General features: G+C 60.8%; 17 protein-coding genes. 9 read left to right on the plus strand and 8 right to left on the minus strand.

Translation table 11 applies throughout. The features are described from left to right. The first annotated feature begins 5 nt into the window (after window positions 1-5). Complete coding sequence (locus tag FHX11_RS23940; protein WP_184361917.1) at window positions 6-428, plus strand: hypothetical protein; 423 nt, start codon at window positions 6-8, stop codon at window positions 426-428. Here the strand turns inward: FHX11_RS23940 and FHX11_RS23945 are convergent. Together FHX11_RS23945 and FHX11_RS23950 are read right to left on the minus strand one after the other, a co-directional pair. Then, the gene (locus FHX11_RS23945; protein WP_184361920.1) at window positions 412-1,053 is read right to left on the minus strand and encodes a LysE family translocator; all 642 of its coding nucleotides are present in this window, start codon (window positions 1,051-1,053) and stop codon (window positions 412-414) included. The two genes, FHX11_RS23940 and FHX11_RS23945, sit on opposite strands and share 17 nt — an antisense overlap. Window positions 1,054-1,115: 62 nt before the next feature. Further along, window positions 1,116-1,970, minus strand: coding sequence for an SDR family NAD(P)-dependent oxidoreductase (locus FHX11_RS23950; RefSeq protein ID WP_184361923.1), 855 nt, complete (start codon window positions 1,968-1,970; stop codon window positions 1,116-1,118). Window positions 1,971-2,098: 128 nt separating this feature from the next. On the opposite strand from FHX11_RS23950, the gene FHX11_RS23955 reads away from it, so the two are divergent. Both FHX11_RS23955 and FHX11_RS23960 read left to right on the plus strand, forming a co-directional pair. Next, window positions 2,099-2,797 (plus strand): hypothetical protein, encoded by a 699-nt coding sequence (locus FHX11_RS23955; protein WP_184361926.1) that lies wholly within the window; start codon window positions 2,099-2,101, stop codon window positions 2,795-2,797. Between the two features lie 557 nt (window positions 2,798-3,354). After that, the gene (locus tag FHX11_RS23960; RefSeq protein ID WP_184361929.1) at window positions 3,355-4,578 is read left to right on the plus strand and encodes an argininosuccinate synthase; all 1,224 of its coding nucleotides are present in this window, start codon (window positions 3,355-3,357) and stop codon (window positions 4,576-4,578) included. A 78-nt stretch (window positions 4,579-4,656) separates the two neighbouring features. On the opposite strand, the gene FHX11_RS23965 is transcribed toward FHX11_RS23960, so the two are convergent. After that, window positions 4,657-5,139, minus strand: a complete 483-nt coding sequence (locus FHX11_RS23965) for a MarR family winged helix-turn-helix transcriptional regulator (protein WP_184361932.1) — start codon at window positions 5,137-5,139, stop codon at window positions 4,657-4,659. A gap of 160 nt (window positions 5,140-5,299) precedes the next feature. Here FHX11_RS23965 and FHX11_RS23970 point away from each other — a divergent pair, with 160 nt between their 5' ends. Continuing rightward, window positions 5,300-5,941, plus strand: coding sequence for a LysE family translocator (locus FHX11_RS23970; protein ID WP_184361934.1), 642 nt, complete (start codon window positions 5,300-5,302; stop codon window positions 5,939-5,941). Between the two features lie 88 nt (window positions 5,942-6,029). Next, complete coding sequence (locus tag FHX11_RS23975) at window positions 6,030-8,099, plus strand: M3 family metallopeptidase (RefSeq protein ID WP_184362374.1); 2,070 nt, start codon at window positions 6,030-6,032, stop codon at window positions 8,097-8,099. Between the two features lie 9 nt (window positions 8,100-8,108). Here FHX11_RS23975 and FHX11_RS23980 read toward each other — a convergent pair whose 3' ends face one another. After that, window positions 8,109-9,578, minus strand: a complete 1,470-nt coding sequence (locus tag FHX11_RS23980) for an ATP-binding protein (RefSeq protein ID WP_184361937.1) — start codon at window positions 9,576-9,578, stop codon at window positions 8,109-8,111. Window positions 9,579-9,810: 232 nt separating this feature from the next. Here FHX11_RS23980 and typA point away from each other — a divergent pair, with 232 nt between their 5' ends. From typA to ppa, 3 genes are all read left to right on the plus strand, one after another. Beyond that, window positions 9,811-11,628, plus strand: a complete 1,818-nt coding sequence (gene typA, locus FHX11_RS23985; protein WP_184361940.1) for a translational GTPase TypA — start codon at window positions 9,811-9,813, stop codon at window positions 11,626-11,628. Window positions 11,629-11,832: 204 nt separating this feature from the next. Then, window positions 11,833-12,339 (plus strand): GNAT family N-acetyltransferase, encoded by a 507-nt coding sequence (locus tag FHX11_RS23990; protein ID WP_184361943.1) that lies wholly within the window; start codon window positions 11,833-11,835, stop codon window positions 12,337-12,339. Between the two features lie 127 nt (window positions 12,340-12,466). Further along, window positions 12,467-13,000 (plus strand): inorganic diphosphatase, encoded by a 534-nt coding sequence (gene ppa, locus FHX11_RS23995; protein ID WP_184361945.1) that lies wholly within the window; start codon window positions 12,467-12,469, stop codon window positions 12,998-13,000. Here the strand turns inward: ppa and FHX11_RS24000 are convergent, their stop codons facing one another. Further along, window positions 13,001-13,315 (minus strand): DUF167 domain-containing protein, encoded by a 315-nt coding sequence (locus FHX11_RS24000; RefSeq protein WP_184362377.1) that lies wholly within the window; start codon window positions 13,313-13,315, stop codon window positions 13,001-13,003. Next, the gene (locus tag FHX11_RS24005; protein WP_184361947.1) at window positions 13,312-13,635 is read right to left on the minus strand and encodes a YggT family protein; all 324 of its coding nucleotides are present in this window, start codon (window positions 13,633-13,635) and stop codon (window positions 13,312-13,314) included. Before FHX11_RS24005 ends, FHX11_RS24000 begins: the two co-directional genes overlap by 4 nt. Window positions 13,636-13,747: 112 nt before the next feature. On the opposite strand from FHX11_RS24005, the gene FHX11_RS24010 reads away from it, so the two are divergent. Continuing rightward, window positions 13,748-15,004, plus strand: coding sequence for an MFS transporter (locus tag FHX11_RS24010; RefSeq protein ID WP_184361949.1), 1,257 nt, complete (start codon window positions 13,748-13,750; stop codon window positions 15,002-15,004). A gap of 51 nt (window positions 15,005-15,055) precedes the next feature. Here the strand turns inward: FHX11_RS24010 and FHX11_RS24015 are convergent, their stop codons facing one another. Both FHX11_RS24015 and FHX11_RS24020 read right to left on the minus strand, forming a co-directional pair. After that, the gene (locus FHX11_RS24015) at window positions 15,056-15,790 is read right to left on the minus strand and encodes a glutamine amidotransferase (RefSeq protein WP_184361951.1); all 735 of its coding nucleotides are present in this window, start codon (window positions 15,788-15,790) and stop codon (window positions 15,056-15,058) included. Further along, complete coding sequence (locus FHX11_RS24020) at window positions 15,783-16,268, minus strand: TerB family tellurite resistance protein (protein WP_184361953.1); 486 nt, start codon at window positions 16,266-16,268, stop codon at window positions 15,783-15,785. The genes FHX11_RS24015 and FHX11_RS24020 overlap by 8 nt, the downstream gene beginning before the upstream one ends. Between the last annotated feature and the right edge of the window lie 13 nt (window positions 16,269-16,281).

Raw genomic sequence — 16,281 nt, forward strand, 5'->3', positions numbered from 1 at the left:
GATTGATGCTGCTTGGTTTACGCAGGCCGCTCAGGCTCCTGTGGGGCTATGTCGGCGCTTGCGTGGCGATGGGTTTCGTTCTTGCCTGCGTCGCCGCCTGGACGATGCCGGGAACCGCCGCTCCGGAGCTGTTCGCGCTCACCATCGCCCTGACCAAGCTTGCGATGATCGTCAGCGTCCTGCCGTCGCTCGCCGTCATTGCGATTTTCGAGTGGCGCGGCATGCGCCGTTGGTACGGCTATGCGATCTACGGTGCCCTGCTGTCGGCAGTGGCGTCCGTGTTGATCTCGGGCGGCGTGGAGCGACCGCAGACCCTCAACCTGATCACCATTTTCGTCTGTTTTGCCTTCCTTGGCGCCGCCAGCGCCACGGTCTACTGGTGGATCGCCGGCCGCTTTGCCGGAGGCGCGCTCAACGAGCCTGGGTGAGGAAAATCTTCGCCGCGAAGATCGAAAACACGCCGGCGAAGGTATAGTCGAGGCCGCGAAGGACGCGGCGATTGTTTTGCAGCCAGGACGACAGGCCGTCGGCGGCAAGCACGACGAGCATATTCACCGGCATGCCGACAAGGATGAAGAAGAATCCCAGGAACAGCAGCTTGTGTGTGACGGCCGGGTCGCCCGCCGTGACGAACTGCGGCAGGAAGGTCATGAAGAAGATGATGACCTTCGGGTTCAGCAGATTGACCCAGAAGCCGTTGGAGATGTTGGCAAGCGGCGTTCCCTTGACCTCATCCATTTTCTTGACCGACAGGCTGGAACCGAAGCGGATCGCCTGGATCGCCAGCCACAGCAGATAGGCCGCGCCGCCGGTCTTCAGGATGGTGAAGGCGACGGGCGAGGCCGTGATCAGCGCCGAGATGCCGAAGGCCACCAGGCAGGTGTGGACGACGACGCCGAGGGTGGTGCCGAGGACCACGAAGAGCGCCGCCCTTTTTCCCTGCGCCAGGGCGCGGCTGATCGAAAGCGTCATGTCCGGGCCGGGGGTCATCGCGAGAAGCAGGGTCGCGGCGGAAAAGGCGAGGAGGGTCGACAGGCTGGGTATGAAGTCCATTGAAGCACCGAAAGCCGGATGGGAGATCAGCGTCTTCTATCCGGCTTTCGGCTGTTTGCAAATCAGTCCTTCCGTTCGAGGAAGGCCTTGAACTTGTCGGCATAGTCCGGATGCCAGCGCGATAGCGGCGGGCGGTTTTCGACGATGTCGCCGGCGGCCCAGAGCATGCGGCGCTCGTCGGTCGGCCGGGCCACGTCGTTGTCCGGGCAGAGAATGTAGAAATCGCCGCGCGTCAGGCTTTCCACCATGAACTCGACCGTCTGCTCCGCCGTCCAGGCGCCGGCCGGCTTTTCCCGGCGGTCGCCCTTGGTGAGCCCCGTGAAGACGAAGCCGGGGATGAGCAGATGCGCGGAGATCTTCGCGCCCTCGGTGTTGCGCAGCTCATGCTGCAAGGCTTCGGTAAAGACCTTCACGCCGGCCTTGGAGACATTGTAGGCCGGGTTGCCGGGCGGCGTGGTGATGCCCTGCTTCGAGCCGGTATTGATGATCAGGCCCGGCTCGCCATGTGCCAGCATTGCCGGTCCGAAGACCCGGGTGCCGTTGATGACGCCCAGGAGATTGACGCCGAGAATGGCGTCCCAACCGGCCTGCGGGCTGAAGATCGAGGTTTCCGGGCCGATGCCGGCATTGTTCATCAAGACGTGCACCCGGCCGAAACGCTGCAGGACGGCGCGCTCCAGCGCTTCGAGCGCCTCCTTCTGCGCGACGTCGGTTTCGACGGCCATGACATGGGCCTCCCCGGCGATCGCCTCGAGTTCGGCACGCGCATCGGCCAGGCGCTCGCCACCGAGATCGGCAATGGCGACGCTCATGCCGAGCGAGGCGAAATATTTGGCCGCGGCAAGGCCGATGCCGGAGGCACCGCCGGTGATGACGGCAACATTGGATGTCTTGAAAATGGCTTGAATATCGGTCACGAGCAGGGTCCTCCCCGGGCATTGTTCGGATATTGGCAGATATGATCGCTCAATTTGATGTGTCAAATCGAAATCCATCTCATGACAGCTGATTGCAACACCAATGACACGCATATCGACAGCTTTCATTGCCTACTGACGGCATCTATACTGATGTGAATGTGGAGACAGGTATGGCCGGCGAAAAACAGCTCGATAGGGCGGCGATAGAGGATGCGTTCGACGCCATCGGCAATCTGGCAGCGGAGCGGGGAATCATTCTCGATATGGCCATCTATGGTGGCTCCTGCCTGGTTTTGGCCTCGGATATCCGGCAATCATCGGAAGACGTCGATGCCGTCTATCTCAATCAGCAGGATAAAGCGCGAGACGTTGTCGAAGCTGTCACGCGGCGAAGGCAACTTCCGCCGGAATGGCTGAATCAGGCTGCAAAGCAATTCGCGCCGCCACGCGGCAATCCCGCGCCAAATCTGTTGCAGTTCAGGGATTATCCACGCGATGGCTCAGGCATCGGCCTGCGCATTTTTACTCCGACGCCGGAATATCTGCTCGCAATGAAGATTCTCGCCAATCGCGCCGACGATGATGAGAAGAATCTGACCGACAGCTCCGATGCGCTGTCGCTGATGGCCGTCACCGGCATCGATACGTTCGATAAGATTGTCGATCTCATGAGGCAATGCTACCCTAATATCCCCGGTATCGTCGCGCCGCTGGTTTCGACACGGATGAAACTCAAGATCCAGGGCCTCGTGGATGACTACAATGCCACAAGCCGAGAACAGCCGACATGGAACGCTGGCAGAGGCGGTCCGCTCGCACCTTGAGACGGGCAGCGCGTTTCGGTTTCATCTCGCAAGCTTTCTCGATAGTTTCTATAGTGCTCGTACCGCGAGTGATCGTCGTGCACGGCTCGAGGATGAGGCCCCGTTGACGGGTGACGAAAGGTTCGATGCCCTTATGGGCGCTATCGCAGAGCACCTTTGCCGAAGATGGGAATTGGGTCGAGCGCCGGAATGGACGGAAGATCCAGCACGCTTTCTCAAGCGCCCATGGTTTCTCGGTTCGGAAAGGATGAAGCCGGTCTATCTGGTGGAGAGCCCCAGCGCTTATCGGAGGCGATTTATTTTTACGGAAATGGAGCCTCTTCGCCGCGCGAGAATGCCGAAGGACGCGACGTGGTGGCAGGCTGAGACGATCAGAACGGGGCTCACACCGATGCCGGACGAAATAGAACATAGTTTCTGAAACCATCGTCTTTGCATATCGATCGGCAGCGTATCCCGCCGCACTTCCCCTTGCACCTCACGATAATCTCGCTAAAAGTGCCGCGATACAGGGTTTGCGGGCCTCTTCCCTGGCTCGCCTTGAAACGGAAATCACCATGGCATCACATAAAGACGTGAAGAAAGTCGTTCTCGCCTATTCCGGCGGTCTCGACACCTCGATTATCCTGAAGTGGCTGCAGACGGAGCTCGGCGCCGAAGTCGTCACCTTCACCGCCGATCTCGGCCAGGGCGAAGAGCTGGAGCCGGCGCGTAAGAAGGCCGAACTGCTCGGCATCAAGGAAATCTACATCGAGGACGTGCGCGAGGAATTCGTGCGCGATTTCGTCTTCCCGATGTTCCGCGCCAATGCCGTCTACGAAGGCGTCTATCTGCTCGGCACCTCGATCGCCCGTCCGCTGATCTCCAAGCATCTCATCGACATCGCCCGAAAGACCGGCGCTGACGCCATCGCGCATGGCGCGACCGGCAAGGGCAATGACCAGGTTCGTTTCGAACTATCGGCCTATGCGCTGAACCCGGATATCAAGATCATCGCGCCCTGGCGCGACTGGTCGTTCAAGAGCCGCACCGACCTGCTCGAATTCGCCGAAAAGCATCAGATCCCGGTTGCCAAGGACAAGAAGGGCGAGGCGCCGTTCTCCGTCGATGCCAATTTGCTTCACTCCTCCTCCGAGGGCAAGGTTCTGGAAGATCCGTCGCAGGAAGCGCCGGAATATGTGCACATGCGCACGATCTCTCCGGAGGCCGCTCCCGACAAGGCGACGATCATCAAGATCGGCTTCGAGAAGGGTGATGCCGTCTCGATCAACGGCGAGCGCCTGAGCCCGGCGACGTTGCTGGCGAAGCTCAACGATTACGGCCGCGACAACGGTATCGGTCGTCTCGACCTCGTCGAAAACCGGTTCGTCGGCATGAAGTCGCGCGGCGTCTACGAGACCCCCGGCGGCACGATCCTGCTCGCCGCCCACCGCGCCATCGAATCCATCACGCTCGACCGCGGTGCCGCGCACCTCAAGGACGAACTGATGCCGCGTTACGCCGAGCTCATCTATTACGGCTTCTGGTTCTCGCCGGAGCGCGAAATGCTGCAGGCGCTGATCGACAAGAGCCAGGAGCATGTCGAAGGCGAAGTGACGCTGAAGCTCTACAAGGGTAACGTCATGGTCATCGGCCGCGAGAGCCCGAAGTCTCTCTACTCCGACAAGCTGGTTACTTTCGAAGACGATCAGGGCGCTTACGACCAGAAGGATGCGGCCGGCTTCATCAAGCTCAACGCGCTGCGCCTGCGCACGCTCGCCAAGCGCAATCTCTCGAAGTAATAGGCCTGCCCGCAGAGCCGCAATCAGCCCGCTTCCGGTCGCCGGAGGCGGGCTTTTTCGTGGCCGACGGAGTTCGCCTTATTCGGCGGGCCTGAGCTCGCGCTCCAGCTCGGCCGGCTGCTCCGCATTCTGCAGATTGCGGCGGAAGGTGCAGAGCGCATGGCGCAGCTCGTCCTGCAGGTTATGCTCGAAGCCCTGTGTCGCGTCGCGCTCCACCGCCCTGATCTCACAGCCGATCTGCTTCAGCTTGGCGTCCGCCGCTTCCGACAGCACGATGCGCTTGGCACGGCGGTCGAGAGGATCGGGCTGGCGCTCGATCAGACCGCGCGCCTGCAATTTGTCGAGAAAGGCGCTGACCGTCATCGGCTCCAGTCCCATGCGAGTGGCGATATCGAGCTGCCGGCTGCCGTTGACCGCGGCGACCTGAATTAACGTGCGTGCTTCGCCTGCCGTCAGACCGAGCCCGGCGACCAGGATGCGACGCTCGAAAGCGGTGCGCATCAGCCGGGCACAGTCAGCCAAAAGAAAGGCAAGCGAATCCGTATCTATCCTGCTGTTCATAAGCGTTTTCCCTACTTACGCTTTGTTTTTAGGCCCCACTGGATTCTTATTGGTTTCACCCCGCGAACACAACGCCTTCATCGGCTTTCGAGAGACTTGTTGGCTTGACCCGGATAGGCACGTCGCTAATCTGTCAAAATTACAAGCGGGAACTTCCAATATGACGCAATCTCTTATTCTCGGCGCGTTCCTGGCCGCGCTGTTCTATGTGCTCATTCCCGGCCCCGCTTTCCTGGCGCTGCTCGGTATCGGCGCGGGCCAGGGCCGCAAGGCGGGCGCGTTTTTCATGAGCGGCCATCTGGTCGGCGATCTCATCTGGTCTTCGCTCGCACTGGTGGCCATCGTCGGTGCGAAAACGATCGGCACCTTCGTCTTCGACCTTTTGGGATTGCTCTGCGGCGTCTATCTCGCCTGGATCGGCTGGAGCGCGTTTACCGCGAAACCGAGGGAGGACGGCAAGGCGCTTCTCAATGTCGACCGCCCGTTTCGCCGCGGCCTGATCTTCGGCGTCACCAATCCCAAGGGTTATCCCGTGGCGCTGGCGACCTTCACAGCTTTGGTGGCCGGTTCGGCGGGCGCGCTCACCTTCAGCGCGCTGCCGCTGCTATTGACGGTTTCGCTTGCGGGTTTCATCACGGCCGACCTCATCCTGATCGGCGTCATCGGCGCCGGCACGGTCCGGCGCTTCTATCGCGCGCATGAGCGGCTGATCGTGCGCTGCTCCGGCGTGCTGTTCATGGGCTTTGCCGCGCAGGCGCTGTGGCATGCGACGCCAGGCCTGCTCGGCTGGCGCAAGGCCTGATCATTCCCTCATTATTTCATCCGTCCGGCCATACCAATCGCGCCGGCCGGACCTTATATCGTGCTTCGATCAGATGTCTGCCGAAAGGATGCCCCGCATGTCTTCCCAAGCCGTCAACCCCGCGCTCGTCGAATGGACCGGACACCAGGGTCTGCCCCGTTTCGACGCGGTGAAGGACGCCGATTTCGCGCCCGCCTTCGATGCGGCGCTGGCCTCGCACGAGGCGGAGATCGACGCGATCGCCAAGAATGGCGAAGCGCCGACCTTCGCCAATACGGTAACGGCACTTGAAATCGCCGGTGACGCGCTGTCGCGCATTTCCGCGCTGTTCTGGAACAAGGCGGGCGCCCATACCAATGAAGTGATCCAGGCGCTGGAGCGCGAGATCGCGCCGAAGATGGCAAGGCATTATTCGAAGATCGGCACCAATGCCGCGCTGTTTGCCCGCATCGATGCGCTGTGGGAGGGCCGCGAGGGCCTCGGCCTGACGCTGGAGGAGACCCGCGTGCTGGAGCGGCACTGGAAGGGTTTCGTCAAGTCGGGCGCCAAGCTGCCGAAGCCCGAGCAGGAGCGGCTTTCCGCGATCAACGAGAGGCTCGCCGGCCTCGGCGCGCAGTTCGGCCAGAATGTGCTGGCCGATGAAAAGAGCTGGGCGCTGCTGTTGTCCGAGGAGGCCGATCTGGCCGGCATTCCGGATTATCTGCGCGATGCGATGGCGGGGGCGGCGCGCGAGCGCGGCGAAGAAGGCAAATATGCCGTCACCCTGTCGCGTTCGATCATCGAGCCGTTCCTCACCGCCTCCGAGCGCCGGGATCTGCGCGAACAGGCCTTCAAGGCCTGGGTGGCACGCGGCGCCAATGGCGGCGAGACCGACAATCGCGAAATCATCCGCGAGACGCTGGCGCTGAGGGCCGAAAAGGCCAAGCTGCTTGGCTACGCCAATTTCGCCGAGCTGAAGCTCGACAATACCATGGCGAAGACGCCTGACGCGGTGAACGATCTCCTCAAGGCGGTCTGGGCGAAGGCCGCGGCGCGGGCGGGCGAAGAGGAGCGCGATATTGCCGGCCTGATCGCCGAGGAAGGGCGCAATCACGAGGTCATGCCCTGGGACTGGCGGCATTACGCCGAGAAGATCCGGACGCGGAAGTTCGATTTCTCCGAGACGGAGCTGAAGCCCTATCTGCAGCTCGAAAAGATCATCGCCGCCTGTTTCGATGTCGCCGGCCGTCTTTTCGGCATCCGCGCCGTCGAGCAGAAGGGCATCCCCGCCTACCACCCCGACGTGCGCGTCTTCGAGATCCGCGACCGTTCCGACAAGCTGGTGGCTCTGTTCCTCGGCGATTACTTCGCTCGCGGCTCGAAACGCTCCGGTGCATGGATGAGTTCTTTCCAGTCGCAGCATAAATTGCCGCTGAAGAACGGCGCTGTCGGCGAGCTACCGATCATCTATAATGTCTGCAATTTCGCCAAGCCGGCCGAAGGCAAGCCGGCACTGTTGTCGCTCGACGATGCCCGCACCCTGTTCCACGAGTTCGGCCATGCGTTGCACGGCATGCTCTCCAACGTCACCTATCCATCGGTGTCGGGCACCGGCGTGTCGCGCGATTTCGTCGAGCTGCCGTCGCAGCTCTACGAGCATTGGCTGACGGTGCCGGCGATCCTCAAGGAATATGCCGTGCATTACGAGACCGGCGCGCCGATTCCGCAGGCGCTGCTGGATAAGGTGCTGGCGGCCCGCACCTTCAATGCCGGCTTCAATACGGTGGAGTTCACCTCTTCGGCGCTGGTCGACATGGCCTTCCACACGCGCGGCGCCGTCGAGGATCCGATGGCGGTGCAGGCCGAGGTGCTCTCGGAGATCGGCATGCCGAAATCGATCGTCATGCGCCACGCCACGCCGCACTTCCAGCATGTGTTCTCCGGTGACGGCTATTCGGCCGGCTATTATTCCTACATGTGGTCGGAAGTGCTCGACGCCGACGCCTTCTCCGCCTTCGAGGAAACCGGCGACGCCTTCAATGCGGACATGGCCGCGAAGCTGAAGGCCAACATCTATTCCGTCGGCGGCTCGATCGACCCGGAAGATACCTACAAGGCCTTCCGCGGCAAGCTGCCGAGCCCGGACGCGATGCTGAGGAAGAAGGGGCTGGCGGCTTGATCTAGCCGATCATGGCAGCAAAAGCAGTTCCATCTGACCTTTGGCATTGTTCCTCGTCGTGTTCCTTCCGACCGTCCATGCGTAAATGGCGGTCGGCTGGAACCTGATCTCAATGCCAGCGTAATTCTTTGTTCCGAATTTTGTTCTTGTTGTCACGATTCCGCTGGTGATCGTATCGCGGTGCGTATCCATAAATGCTCTCAATGCAGACATCTCATTGAAATTGTTTAGATATCTATCGGACCACTTTACCTCGACAAACCAATCCGGCTTTTGTGTGGGTGGATCGAGATAGACGAGATCGACTTCCCCGTTGTTCCAGCGAGCATAATGGAGGCCATTAAGATCGGGATGATGCATCCACTGGCTCAGGACGCCGGTTTCCGCCAAATGCCCGAAATATTCGTCATCCTGAGTGATCGGCCTGAAGAGGGCGGCTCGCAAGGAGGGATTGGCGAGATAGGTTTTGAACGTCGCTTGCCGTTGAAAGCGACGGGCATTTTGGTCGATGCGTGTAATCGACCGAATGAGGAATGCGGCTTCAAGATATTCAAGATATCGCTTGATGGTGTTCTTGGCGACGGAACTCGACTTGCTGAGCCCTTCCAGCGACACTTCCTGGGCTGTGTTGTAGCATAGGGTCGTGAAAAGGCTGTTGAGCTCGCGCGTGTCGCTTATGCCGTAGAGACTGGGTAAATCGCGCAGCAGAACCTTATCGACGATATCCTCACGAACGAAGCGATTGAGATCGCCTTGGACGCCGGTTGAAATGACGGCTTCGGGGTAGCCGCCAAAGGTTAGGTAGCGCTCGAAGAGGATATTCAGGAACGCTATGTCGAGCTGGGATAGGCGGCCTGCTTCCTTGAAGCCGTCATCGGCAAAGCGCATGAGATTGTCGAATGACGGATTTCGCTCTCCTTGAAATGCGATGAACTCATCGAATGTCAGCGGCGGTAGCAAGAAGTCGGTAAAGCGCCCTGCGCCGGATTCCTGCGATTTCTGTTTGAGAGCCGCCGCCGCCGAACCTGAGGCGACGAATTTTATGTTCGGGTAGAGGTCTGTCAGGCTCTTTAGTTCACGCTCCCAATCGCGCATGTACTGGACTTCGTCAAAGAAAAACCAAAGTTTTCGATCGCGTGGGCCAGCAGAATGATCGAGATGCTGGCGAACAAAGGCTTCAAGCGTTTGGCCATTGTAAAGGGGTCGGTCAATCGACGCGTATACGATGTCCATTCCCGCTACTCCGTTTCGAAGCAGAGAAGCAATGGTCTGGTGGATCATCACCGTCTTTCCGACCCGTCGTGGTCCGAGCAGGATCACGGAGCGCCGAGGTTCGGTCTGAAACACCAGTTTTTGAAAGCTATCGAGGTAGGATCGCTCTGGGAAAGCGGATATTCGATCGAGCGGGCGACCGCTTTCCCACCACGGGTTTTCCAAGCTCAAACCGTCGTAGACCTCTTGCGGTGAGATATTTAGCATGGACGCGATCGCTCTGGATTTTGGATCAATCGATTGATCTACCGAGTCTAGTTGTAAAATTAAGATCAATCAATTGATTTTAATTTCATTCCGTATGAGTTGGGATCAATCGCTTGCATAAACGGGCGAGTCCTCCCCCCCTTTCGCAAACGCGAAAAAAAGGGTATGAGCGCGCCAAACGTAATTGGCGTGTTCATTTTATTGCGCGCCTCAGCCCCAGAGATACAAGATTATGGCACTTCGCAACATCGCGATCATCGCGCACGTTGACCATGGGAAAACCACCCTCGTCGACGAGCTTCTGAAGCAGTCCGGCTCCTTCCGCGAGAACCAGCGCGTTGCCGAACGCGTCATGGATTCCAACGATCTGGAAAAGGAACGCGGTATCACCATTCTCGCCAAGGCGACCTCGGTCGTCTGGAAGGATACCCGCATCAACATCGTCGACACCCCCGGCCACGCCGATTTCGGCGGTGAAGTCGAGCGTATTCTCTCGATGGTGGACGGCGCGATCGTTCTCGTCGATGCCGCCGAAGGCCCGATGCCGCAGACCAAGTTCGTCGTCGGCAAGGCACTGAAGGTTGGTCTGCGCCCGATCGTCGCGATCAACAAGATCGACCGTCCGGACGCCCGCGCCGACGAAGTCATCAACGAGGTCTTCGACCTCTTCGCCAATCTCGACGCCACCGACGAGCAGCTCGATTTCCCGATCCTCTACGGTTCCGGCCGTAACGGCTGGATGAACTATTCGCCCGAGGGACCGAAGGACGAAGGCCTGGCGCCGCTGCTCGACCTCGTCGTCAAGCATGTTCCGGAGCCGACCGTCGGCGAAGGCCCGTTCCGCATGATCGGCACGATCCTGGAAGCCAACCCCTTCCTCGGCCGTATCATCACCGGCCGCATCCATTCCGGCTCGATCAAGCCGAACCAGGCCGTCAAGGTTCTGGGTGCTGACGGCAACCTCATCGAAACCGGCCGTATCTCCAAGATCCTCGCCTTCCGCGGCATCGAGCGCCAGCCGATCGAGGAAGCGCAGGCGGGCGACATCGTCGCCATTGCCGGCCTTTCCAAGGGCACCGTCGCCGACACGTTCTGCGATCCGCAGGTCAGCGAGCCGCTGGTCGCCCAGCCGATCGACCCGCCGACCGTCACCATGTCCTTCATCGTCAACGACAGCCCCTATGCCGGCACCGAAGGCGACAAGGTTACCTCGCGCGTCATCCGCGATCGCCTGTTCAAGGAAGCCGAAGGCAATGTCGCGCTGAAGATCGAGGAAGCCGAAGGCAAGGACTCGTTCTACGTCTCCGGCCGCGGCGAATTGCAGCTCGCCGTCCTGATCGAAACCATGCGCCGCGAAGGCTTCGAGCTTGCCGTGTCGCGCCCGCGCGTCGTCATGCACAAGGACGAAAACGGTGAGCTTCTCGAGCCGATCGAAGAAGTCGTCATCGACGTCGATGAAGAGCATTCCGGTATCGTCGTGCAGAAGATGTCCGAGCGTAAGGCTGAAATGGCCGAGCTGCGTCCGTCCGGCGGCAATCGCGTCCGCCTCGTCTTCTTCGCGCCGACCCGCGGCCTGATCGGCTATCAGTCGGAACTTTTGACCGACACGCGCGGCACCGCCGTCATGAACCGTCTGTTCCATGACTACCAGCCGTACAAGGGCGAGATCGGCGGTCGCGTCAACGGCGTGCTGCTCGCCAACGAAGCCGGCGAAGCCGTGGCCTATGCGCTGTTCAACCTCGAAGACCGCGGCCCGATGATCATCGACGCCGGCGAGAAGGTTTATGCCGGCATGATCATCGGCATCCACTCGCGCGACAACGACCTCGAAGTGAACGTGCTGAAGGGCAAGAAGCTCACCAACATCCGCGCCGCCGGCAAGGACGAAGCCGTGAAGCTGACCCCGCCGATCCGCATGACGCTCGACCGCGCGCTGTCCTGGATTCAGGACGACGAGCTGGTCGAAGTGACGCCGAAGTCGATTCGCCTGCGTAAGATGTATCTCGACCCGAACGAGCGCAAGCGCATGGAAAAGGCCCGTTACGCATAACGGCCAGCCTGCATCGCTTCGAACCGATAACCCCGGCCATTGTGCCGGGGTTTTATTTTGTGTGTTCGATTTTTGGACCCTTGTGGCAAAGGTTAAAAAGGCGTTAATTTTCAGAGATCGTCCACGGATAAAGCCTGTGGGCAAGTCGGCCATCTAAGTAAATGAGGATGGTTAATTTTGGCGGGCGAGGCCAGAGTAAACGTTATGAAGACGTTATCGATCGATGTTCGGCGGGCAGAGCCGCATGATGCCCGAGCCATATCGGAGGTGCACCGCCAGTCGTGGCAGTACGCCTATGCCGGCATCATTCCGCATCGTGCTCTCAGCCAGATGATCGAGCGCCGCGGCGAGGCCTGGTGGCGCAAGGCGACCAGCGGCCCGGCAACGCTTCTGGTCCTCGACGTCGCCGGTGAGATTGCCGGCTATGCGACACTGGGCCTCAATCGCGCCCGCGCGCTGCCGCAGGAAGGCGAAATCTACGAGCTTTATCTGCGCCCGGAATATCAGGGTATCGGCCTTGGCCGGCTGCTATTCGGCGAGGCGCGGCGGCTGTTGAAGTCGCTTGGCTGCAAGGGTCTCGTGGTCTGGTGCCTTGAGGAAAACGAGAACGCCGATCGCTTCTACCGCAACCAGGGCGGCGCGGATTTCTGCGAGGGCATCGAGACCTTCGACCGCAAGCAGATCAAGAAGATCGGTTTCGTCTGGCCCTGAGCGGGCCGCGCCGCAACGGCTGCGATCCCCGATTAAAATCCCGAACTCTACCAATGCATTGTTGCGTTGCAGAATGATTCCGATTATTTGGCTTGCGGCAACCATCCTGATTATTTAGGGGACACGCATGCGCATCGACGCGATTTCCATTGGTAAGAACCCGCCCGAAGACGTTAACGTTATCGTTGAAGTTCCGGTCGGCGGTCACCCGATCAAGTATGAAATGGACAAGGACGCCGGCACGCTGGTCGTCGACCGTTTCCTCTACACGCCGATGACCTATCCGGGCAATTACGGCTTCGTTCCCCATACGCTTTCCGAAGACGGCGACCCGATCGACGTGCTGATTGCCAGCACGCGTCCGCTGGTGCCTGGCTGCGTCATCAATGTCCGCCCGATCGGCGTGCTGAAAATGGAAGACAATTCCGGCAAGGACGAAAAGATCATTGCCGTTCCCTCGCCGAAGCTGACGCTGCGTTACGAGAAGGTCAAGGAACATACCGACCTGCCGGAGATCACGCTGAAGCAGATCGAGCATTTCTTCGCGCACTACAAGGATCTGGAGCCCGGCAAGTGGGTGAAGATCTATGGCTGGGGCGGCTCCAAGGAGGCCGGCGAGCTCATCGTCGAAGCCATCGAGCGCGCCAAGAAGGCGAAGTGATCAGCTTTTCGATAGAGCGTTCAGCCTGACTATCAAATCCTCCGGGTCGCCCTCGATCCGGAGGATTTTTTTACGCGCGGTATCGCCGGAGATCAGGCTGAGGGAAGATTTGGGGATGTCGAGGCTCTTGGCCAGCAAGGCGATCAGCGCCTTGTTGGCCTTGCCCTTTTCCGGTACGGCGGACACGCGGGCTTTCAGATAGGCTTCGCCATCGGCGCCGGTCTCGACCCCGTCTATGGCATCACGCCCGCCATTGGGCGTGAGCCGGACGAACAGCCGGAGATGATCCGGCAGGGCCTGCCAGGCGCAGCTCACCGCACGAAGATCGGGTAGAGCGAATTCCACATCAGCGAGCGGATGAAGAAGATGATCAGCAGCAGGATGATCGGCGAGATGTCGATGCCGCCGAGATCGGGAAGGATGCGGCGGATCGGGCGCAACACCGGCTCGGTGACCGCATAGAGGAAGCTTCCGACCGAATTGACGAACTGATTGCTCGAATTGATGACGTTGAAGGCGTAGAGCCAGGAGAAAATGGCACTGGCGATCAGCACCCAGGTATAAAGATTCAAAGCCAGATCAATGGTTTGAAATAAGGCGAGCATGTCCGTCTCCATTTCGCGGTTGACAGACATGTAGACATTGGCGACTTAACGGGCAAGCCCCATGCTCCGAAGCGTGCTGAAACATGTTTAAAAGGCAGGCGAGCGCCGTTGCGCTGGCTGCCGCGTCGGAAAGTCTCGCCCCATGTCGTTCGCTGCCAGCGGAGATCGATTTGCCGCCTTCCGGCATATCGCCTACACCTATTTCTTCTTCGCCCGTTTCCTGACCGCTTTCGCCACGCAGGTCGTCAGCGTCTCGGTCGGTTGGCAGATGTACGAGCACACCGGCCAACCGCTCTATCTCGGCCTGATCGGCCTGGTGCAGTTCGCTCCGTCGCTGCTGCTCATCCTGGTAACCGGCACCGTCGCCGACCGTTACAACCGGCGCATGATTGCCGCCATCTGCATTTTCGTCGCCACCCTCTGCACGGCCGCGCTGCTGTTCCTGACCGTGACCGGCAGTTTCGTGCCGCTGGCGGTCTTCGCAATCCTCGCCGTCTTCGGCATCGAGCGCGCCTTCATGTCGCCGGCGATGCAATCGCTGGCGCCCAATCTCATCCCGCCGGCGGATCTGTCGAACGCCATCACCTGGAACTCGATGTCCTGGGATGCCGCGGCCATTCTCGGTCCTGTGGCCGGCGGCCTGCTCTATGGTGTCGGGCCTCACGTCGCCTATACGGTGGCCGTCCTCTTCTTCGCCGCCGGCTCGACGCTGACCTTCCTGATCCCGAAGCCACCGCAGCGCGTGGCGCATGAAGCGAAAAGCCTCACCGAAATGCTTGCCGGCTTCCGCTTCATCTGGTCGGAAAAAGTCGTGCTCGGCGCGGTCTCGCTCGATCTCTTCGCCGTGCTGCTCGGCGGCGCCGTCGCGCTGATGCCGGTCTTTGCGCGCGACGTGCTGACGCTCGGACCCTGGGGCCTCGGCCTGTTGCGCGCCGCCCCCAGTTTCGGCGCTATCGCCATGGGCCTGTTCCTGGCGACCTATCCGATCCGGCATCGCGCCGGGCTTTGCATGTTCGTCGGCGTCGGCCTGTTCGGCCTGGGAACGCTGATCTTCGGCATCTCGCAGACGCCGTGGCTGTCGATCGCCGCTCTTGCCGTCATGGGCGCGTCCGACCTGATCTCGGTCTATGTGCGCGAAACCCTGATCACGCTCTGGACGCCCGACCATGTCCGCGGCCGCGTCAACGCCGTCAATATGGTCTTCGTCGGCGCCTCGAACGAACTCGGCGAATTCCGGGCCGGCACCATGGCGCATTATTTCGGCGCCATCCCCGCCGTCGTCATCGGCGGCATCGGCACGCTGGCAGTGGCGATCATCTGGGCCACCGGCTTCCCGCAATTGCGCAGGATCGACAGTCTCAACGCGCCAGACCGGGATGGCGAGCCGCAGGTGGCGTGAGGGCAGGAGGATGGAGAAGCTGCAGGCTCGATACGGTTCGTTTTCGCCGCCTCAAGCCGCCATCGTGTGCTTGCCCTCGAATACCATGTCGAGGAAATCGGAGAGCCAGGCTTTCAGGGCGGCATCGAAGATCATGCGGCCTTCCAGATGCTCGCGGCCCTGCTGGGCGTTCGGCATGCAGAAGCGGTGTTCGCCATGCACGACCCAGCGCTGCATCATGGCGCGGGTGAGTTCGGCGTGGAACTGCAGGCCCCAGGCATTGGCGCCGTAGCGATAGGCCTGGTTGGGGTAGGTGTCGCCCGTCGCCAGCAGGTCTGCGCCGTGCGGCAGGTCGAAGCCTTCGCGGTGGAAGTGATAGACCATTTGCGGCCAGCGCATCAGCAGCCGGCCCTTTTCGGTGGGCTGCAGCGGGTACCAGCCGATTTCGGTCTTGCCGTCGTCGCGCGGCTTCACCTTGGCGCCGAGATGGCGGGCGAGCATCTGGGCGCCGAGACAGATGCCGAGATAGGGGCGGTTTTCCTTGAGGGGAACCTTGAGCCAGTCGATCTCGGCCTTGACGAAATCGTCGGGATCGTTGGCGCTCATCGGCCCGCCGAAGATCACCGCGCCGGCATGCCCTTCCAGCGTCGCCGGCAATTTGTCGCCCAGCACCGGGCGGCGGATGTCGAGGTCGTAGCCTTTTTCCAGAAGCATCTGTCCGACGCGGCCGGGGCTGGAGCGTTCCTGATGCAGGACGATCAGCACCGGTCCCTGCCGGCGGCTCCGCGGCGGTTCCGGCTCAATCATCGTCGCCGGTCTCCACCAGCGCGCTCGACGCGCGGGCAGCCGCTTCCTGACGCTTGATGATCCGCTCGCGGTCGGAGACACCCATGAGATCGGCGATGCGCCAGATGGCATGGTCTTCCATCTCGCTGCGCTCGCCATCCGCATAGACGATGTCCCAGAGAATGCCGAGGAGCTCGACGCGCTGCTCGCTGTTCAGATGACGCTTCAGGTCGGAGGTGAAGCGGTAGTAGTCCACCGCCTCGCTCTCGGCCTCCTGGCCGGCGGCGATCAAGGCATCGAGCTGGCGGCCGTCGAGGCCGTACTGGCTCTTCAGGAGTTTGCGCAGCCGCTTCTTTTCGCTGTCCTCGATCTTGCCGTCCGCTTCCATCACCTGGAAGCAGAGAGCCGCCACCGCTATGCGAGGGTCATCGGGAGCAAAACCGGATTTGGGGTGATCCTTGGTCAGATTCTGGAAAAATTCCTGAAAGCGTTCAAACATCCGATTCCATTCT

It is taken from the genome of Rhizobium sp. BK602 (genome assembly GCF_014195095.1).
Taxonomy (GTDB): Bacteria; Pseudomonadota; Alphaproteobacteria; order Rhizobiales; family Rhizobiaceae; genus Rhizobium.

What these genes read in the sequence shown, in the direction of transcription:
- FHX11_RS23940 (WP_184361917.1), top strand. Translation starts at nt 6, where the DNA reads ATGCTGCTTGGTTTACGCAGGCCGCTCAGGCTCCTGTGGGGCTATGTC.
- FHX11_RS23945 (WP_184361920.1), bottom strand. Translation starts at nt 1,053, where the DNA reads ATGGACTTCATACCCAGCCTGTCGACCCTCCTCGCCTTTTCCGCCGCG.
- FHX11_RS23960 (WP_184361929.1), top strand. Translation starts at nt 3,355, where the DNA reads ATGGCATCACATAAAGACGTGAAGAAAGTCGTTCTCGCCTATTCCGGC.
- FHX11_RS23965 (WP_184361932.1), bottom strand. Translation starts at nt 5,139, where the DNA reads ATGAACAGCAGGATAGATACGGATTCGCTTGCCTTTCTTTTGGCTGAC.
- FHX11_RS23970 (WP_184361934.1), top strand. Translation starts at nt 5,300, where the DNA reads ATGACGCAATCTCTTATTCTCGGCGCGTTCCTGGCCGCGCTGTTCTAT.
- FHX11_RS23975 (WP_184362374.1), top strand. Translation starts at nt 6,030, where the DNA reads ATGCCCCGCATGTCTTCCCAAGCCGTCAACCCCGCGCTCGTCGAATGG.
- FHX11_RS23980 (WP_184361937.1), bottom strand. Translation starts at nt 9,578, where the DNA reads ATGCTAAATATCTCACCGCAAGAGGTCTACGACGGTTTGAGCTTGGAA.
- typA (WP_184361940.1), top strand. Translation starts at nt 9,811, where the DNA reads ATGGCACTTCGCAACATCGCGATCATCGCGCACGTTGACCATGGGAAA.
- FHX11_RS23990 (WP_184361943.1), top strand. Translation starts at nt 11,833, where the DNA reads ATGAAGACGTTATCGATCGATGTTCGGCGGGCAGAGCCGCATGATGCC.
- ppa (WP_184361945.1), top strand. Translation starts at nt 12,467, where the DNA reads ATGCGCATCGACGCGATTTCCATTGGTAAGAACCCGCCCGAAGACGTT.
- FHX11_RS24005 (WP_184361947.1), bottom strand. Translation starts at nt 13,635, where the DNA reads ATGTCTGTCAACCGCGAAATGGAGACGGACATGCTCGCCTTATTTCAA.
- FHX11_RS24010 (WP_184361949.1), top strand. Translation starts at nt 13,748, where the DNA reads ATGTCGTTCGCTGCCAGCGGAGATCGATTTGCCGCCTTCCGGCATATC.
- FHX11_RS24015 (WP_184361951.1), bottom strand. Translation starts at nt 15,790, where the DNA reads ATGATTGAGCCGGAACCGCCGCGGAGCCGCCGGCAGGGACCGGTGCTG.
- FHX11_RS24020 (WP_184361953.1), bottom strand. Translation starts at nt 16,268, where the DNA reads ATGTTTGAACGCTTTCAGGAATTTTTCCAGAATCTGACCAAGGATCAC.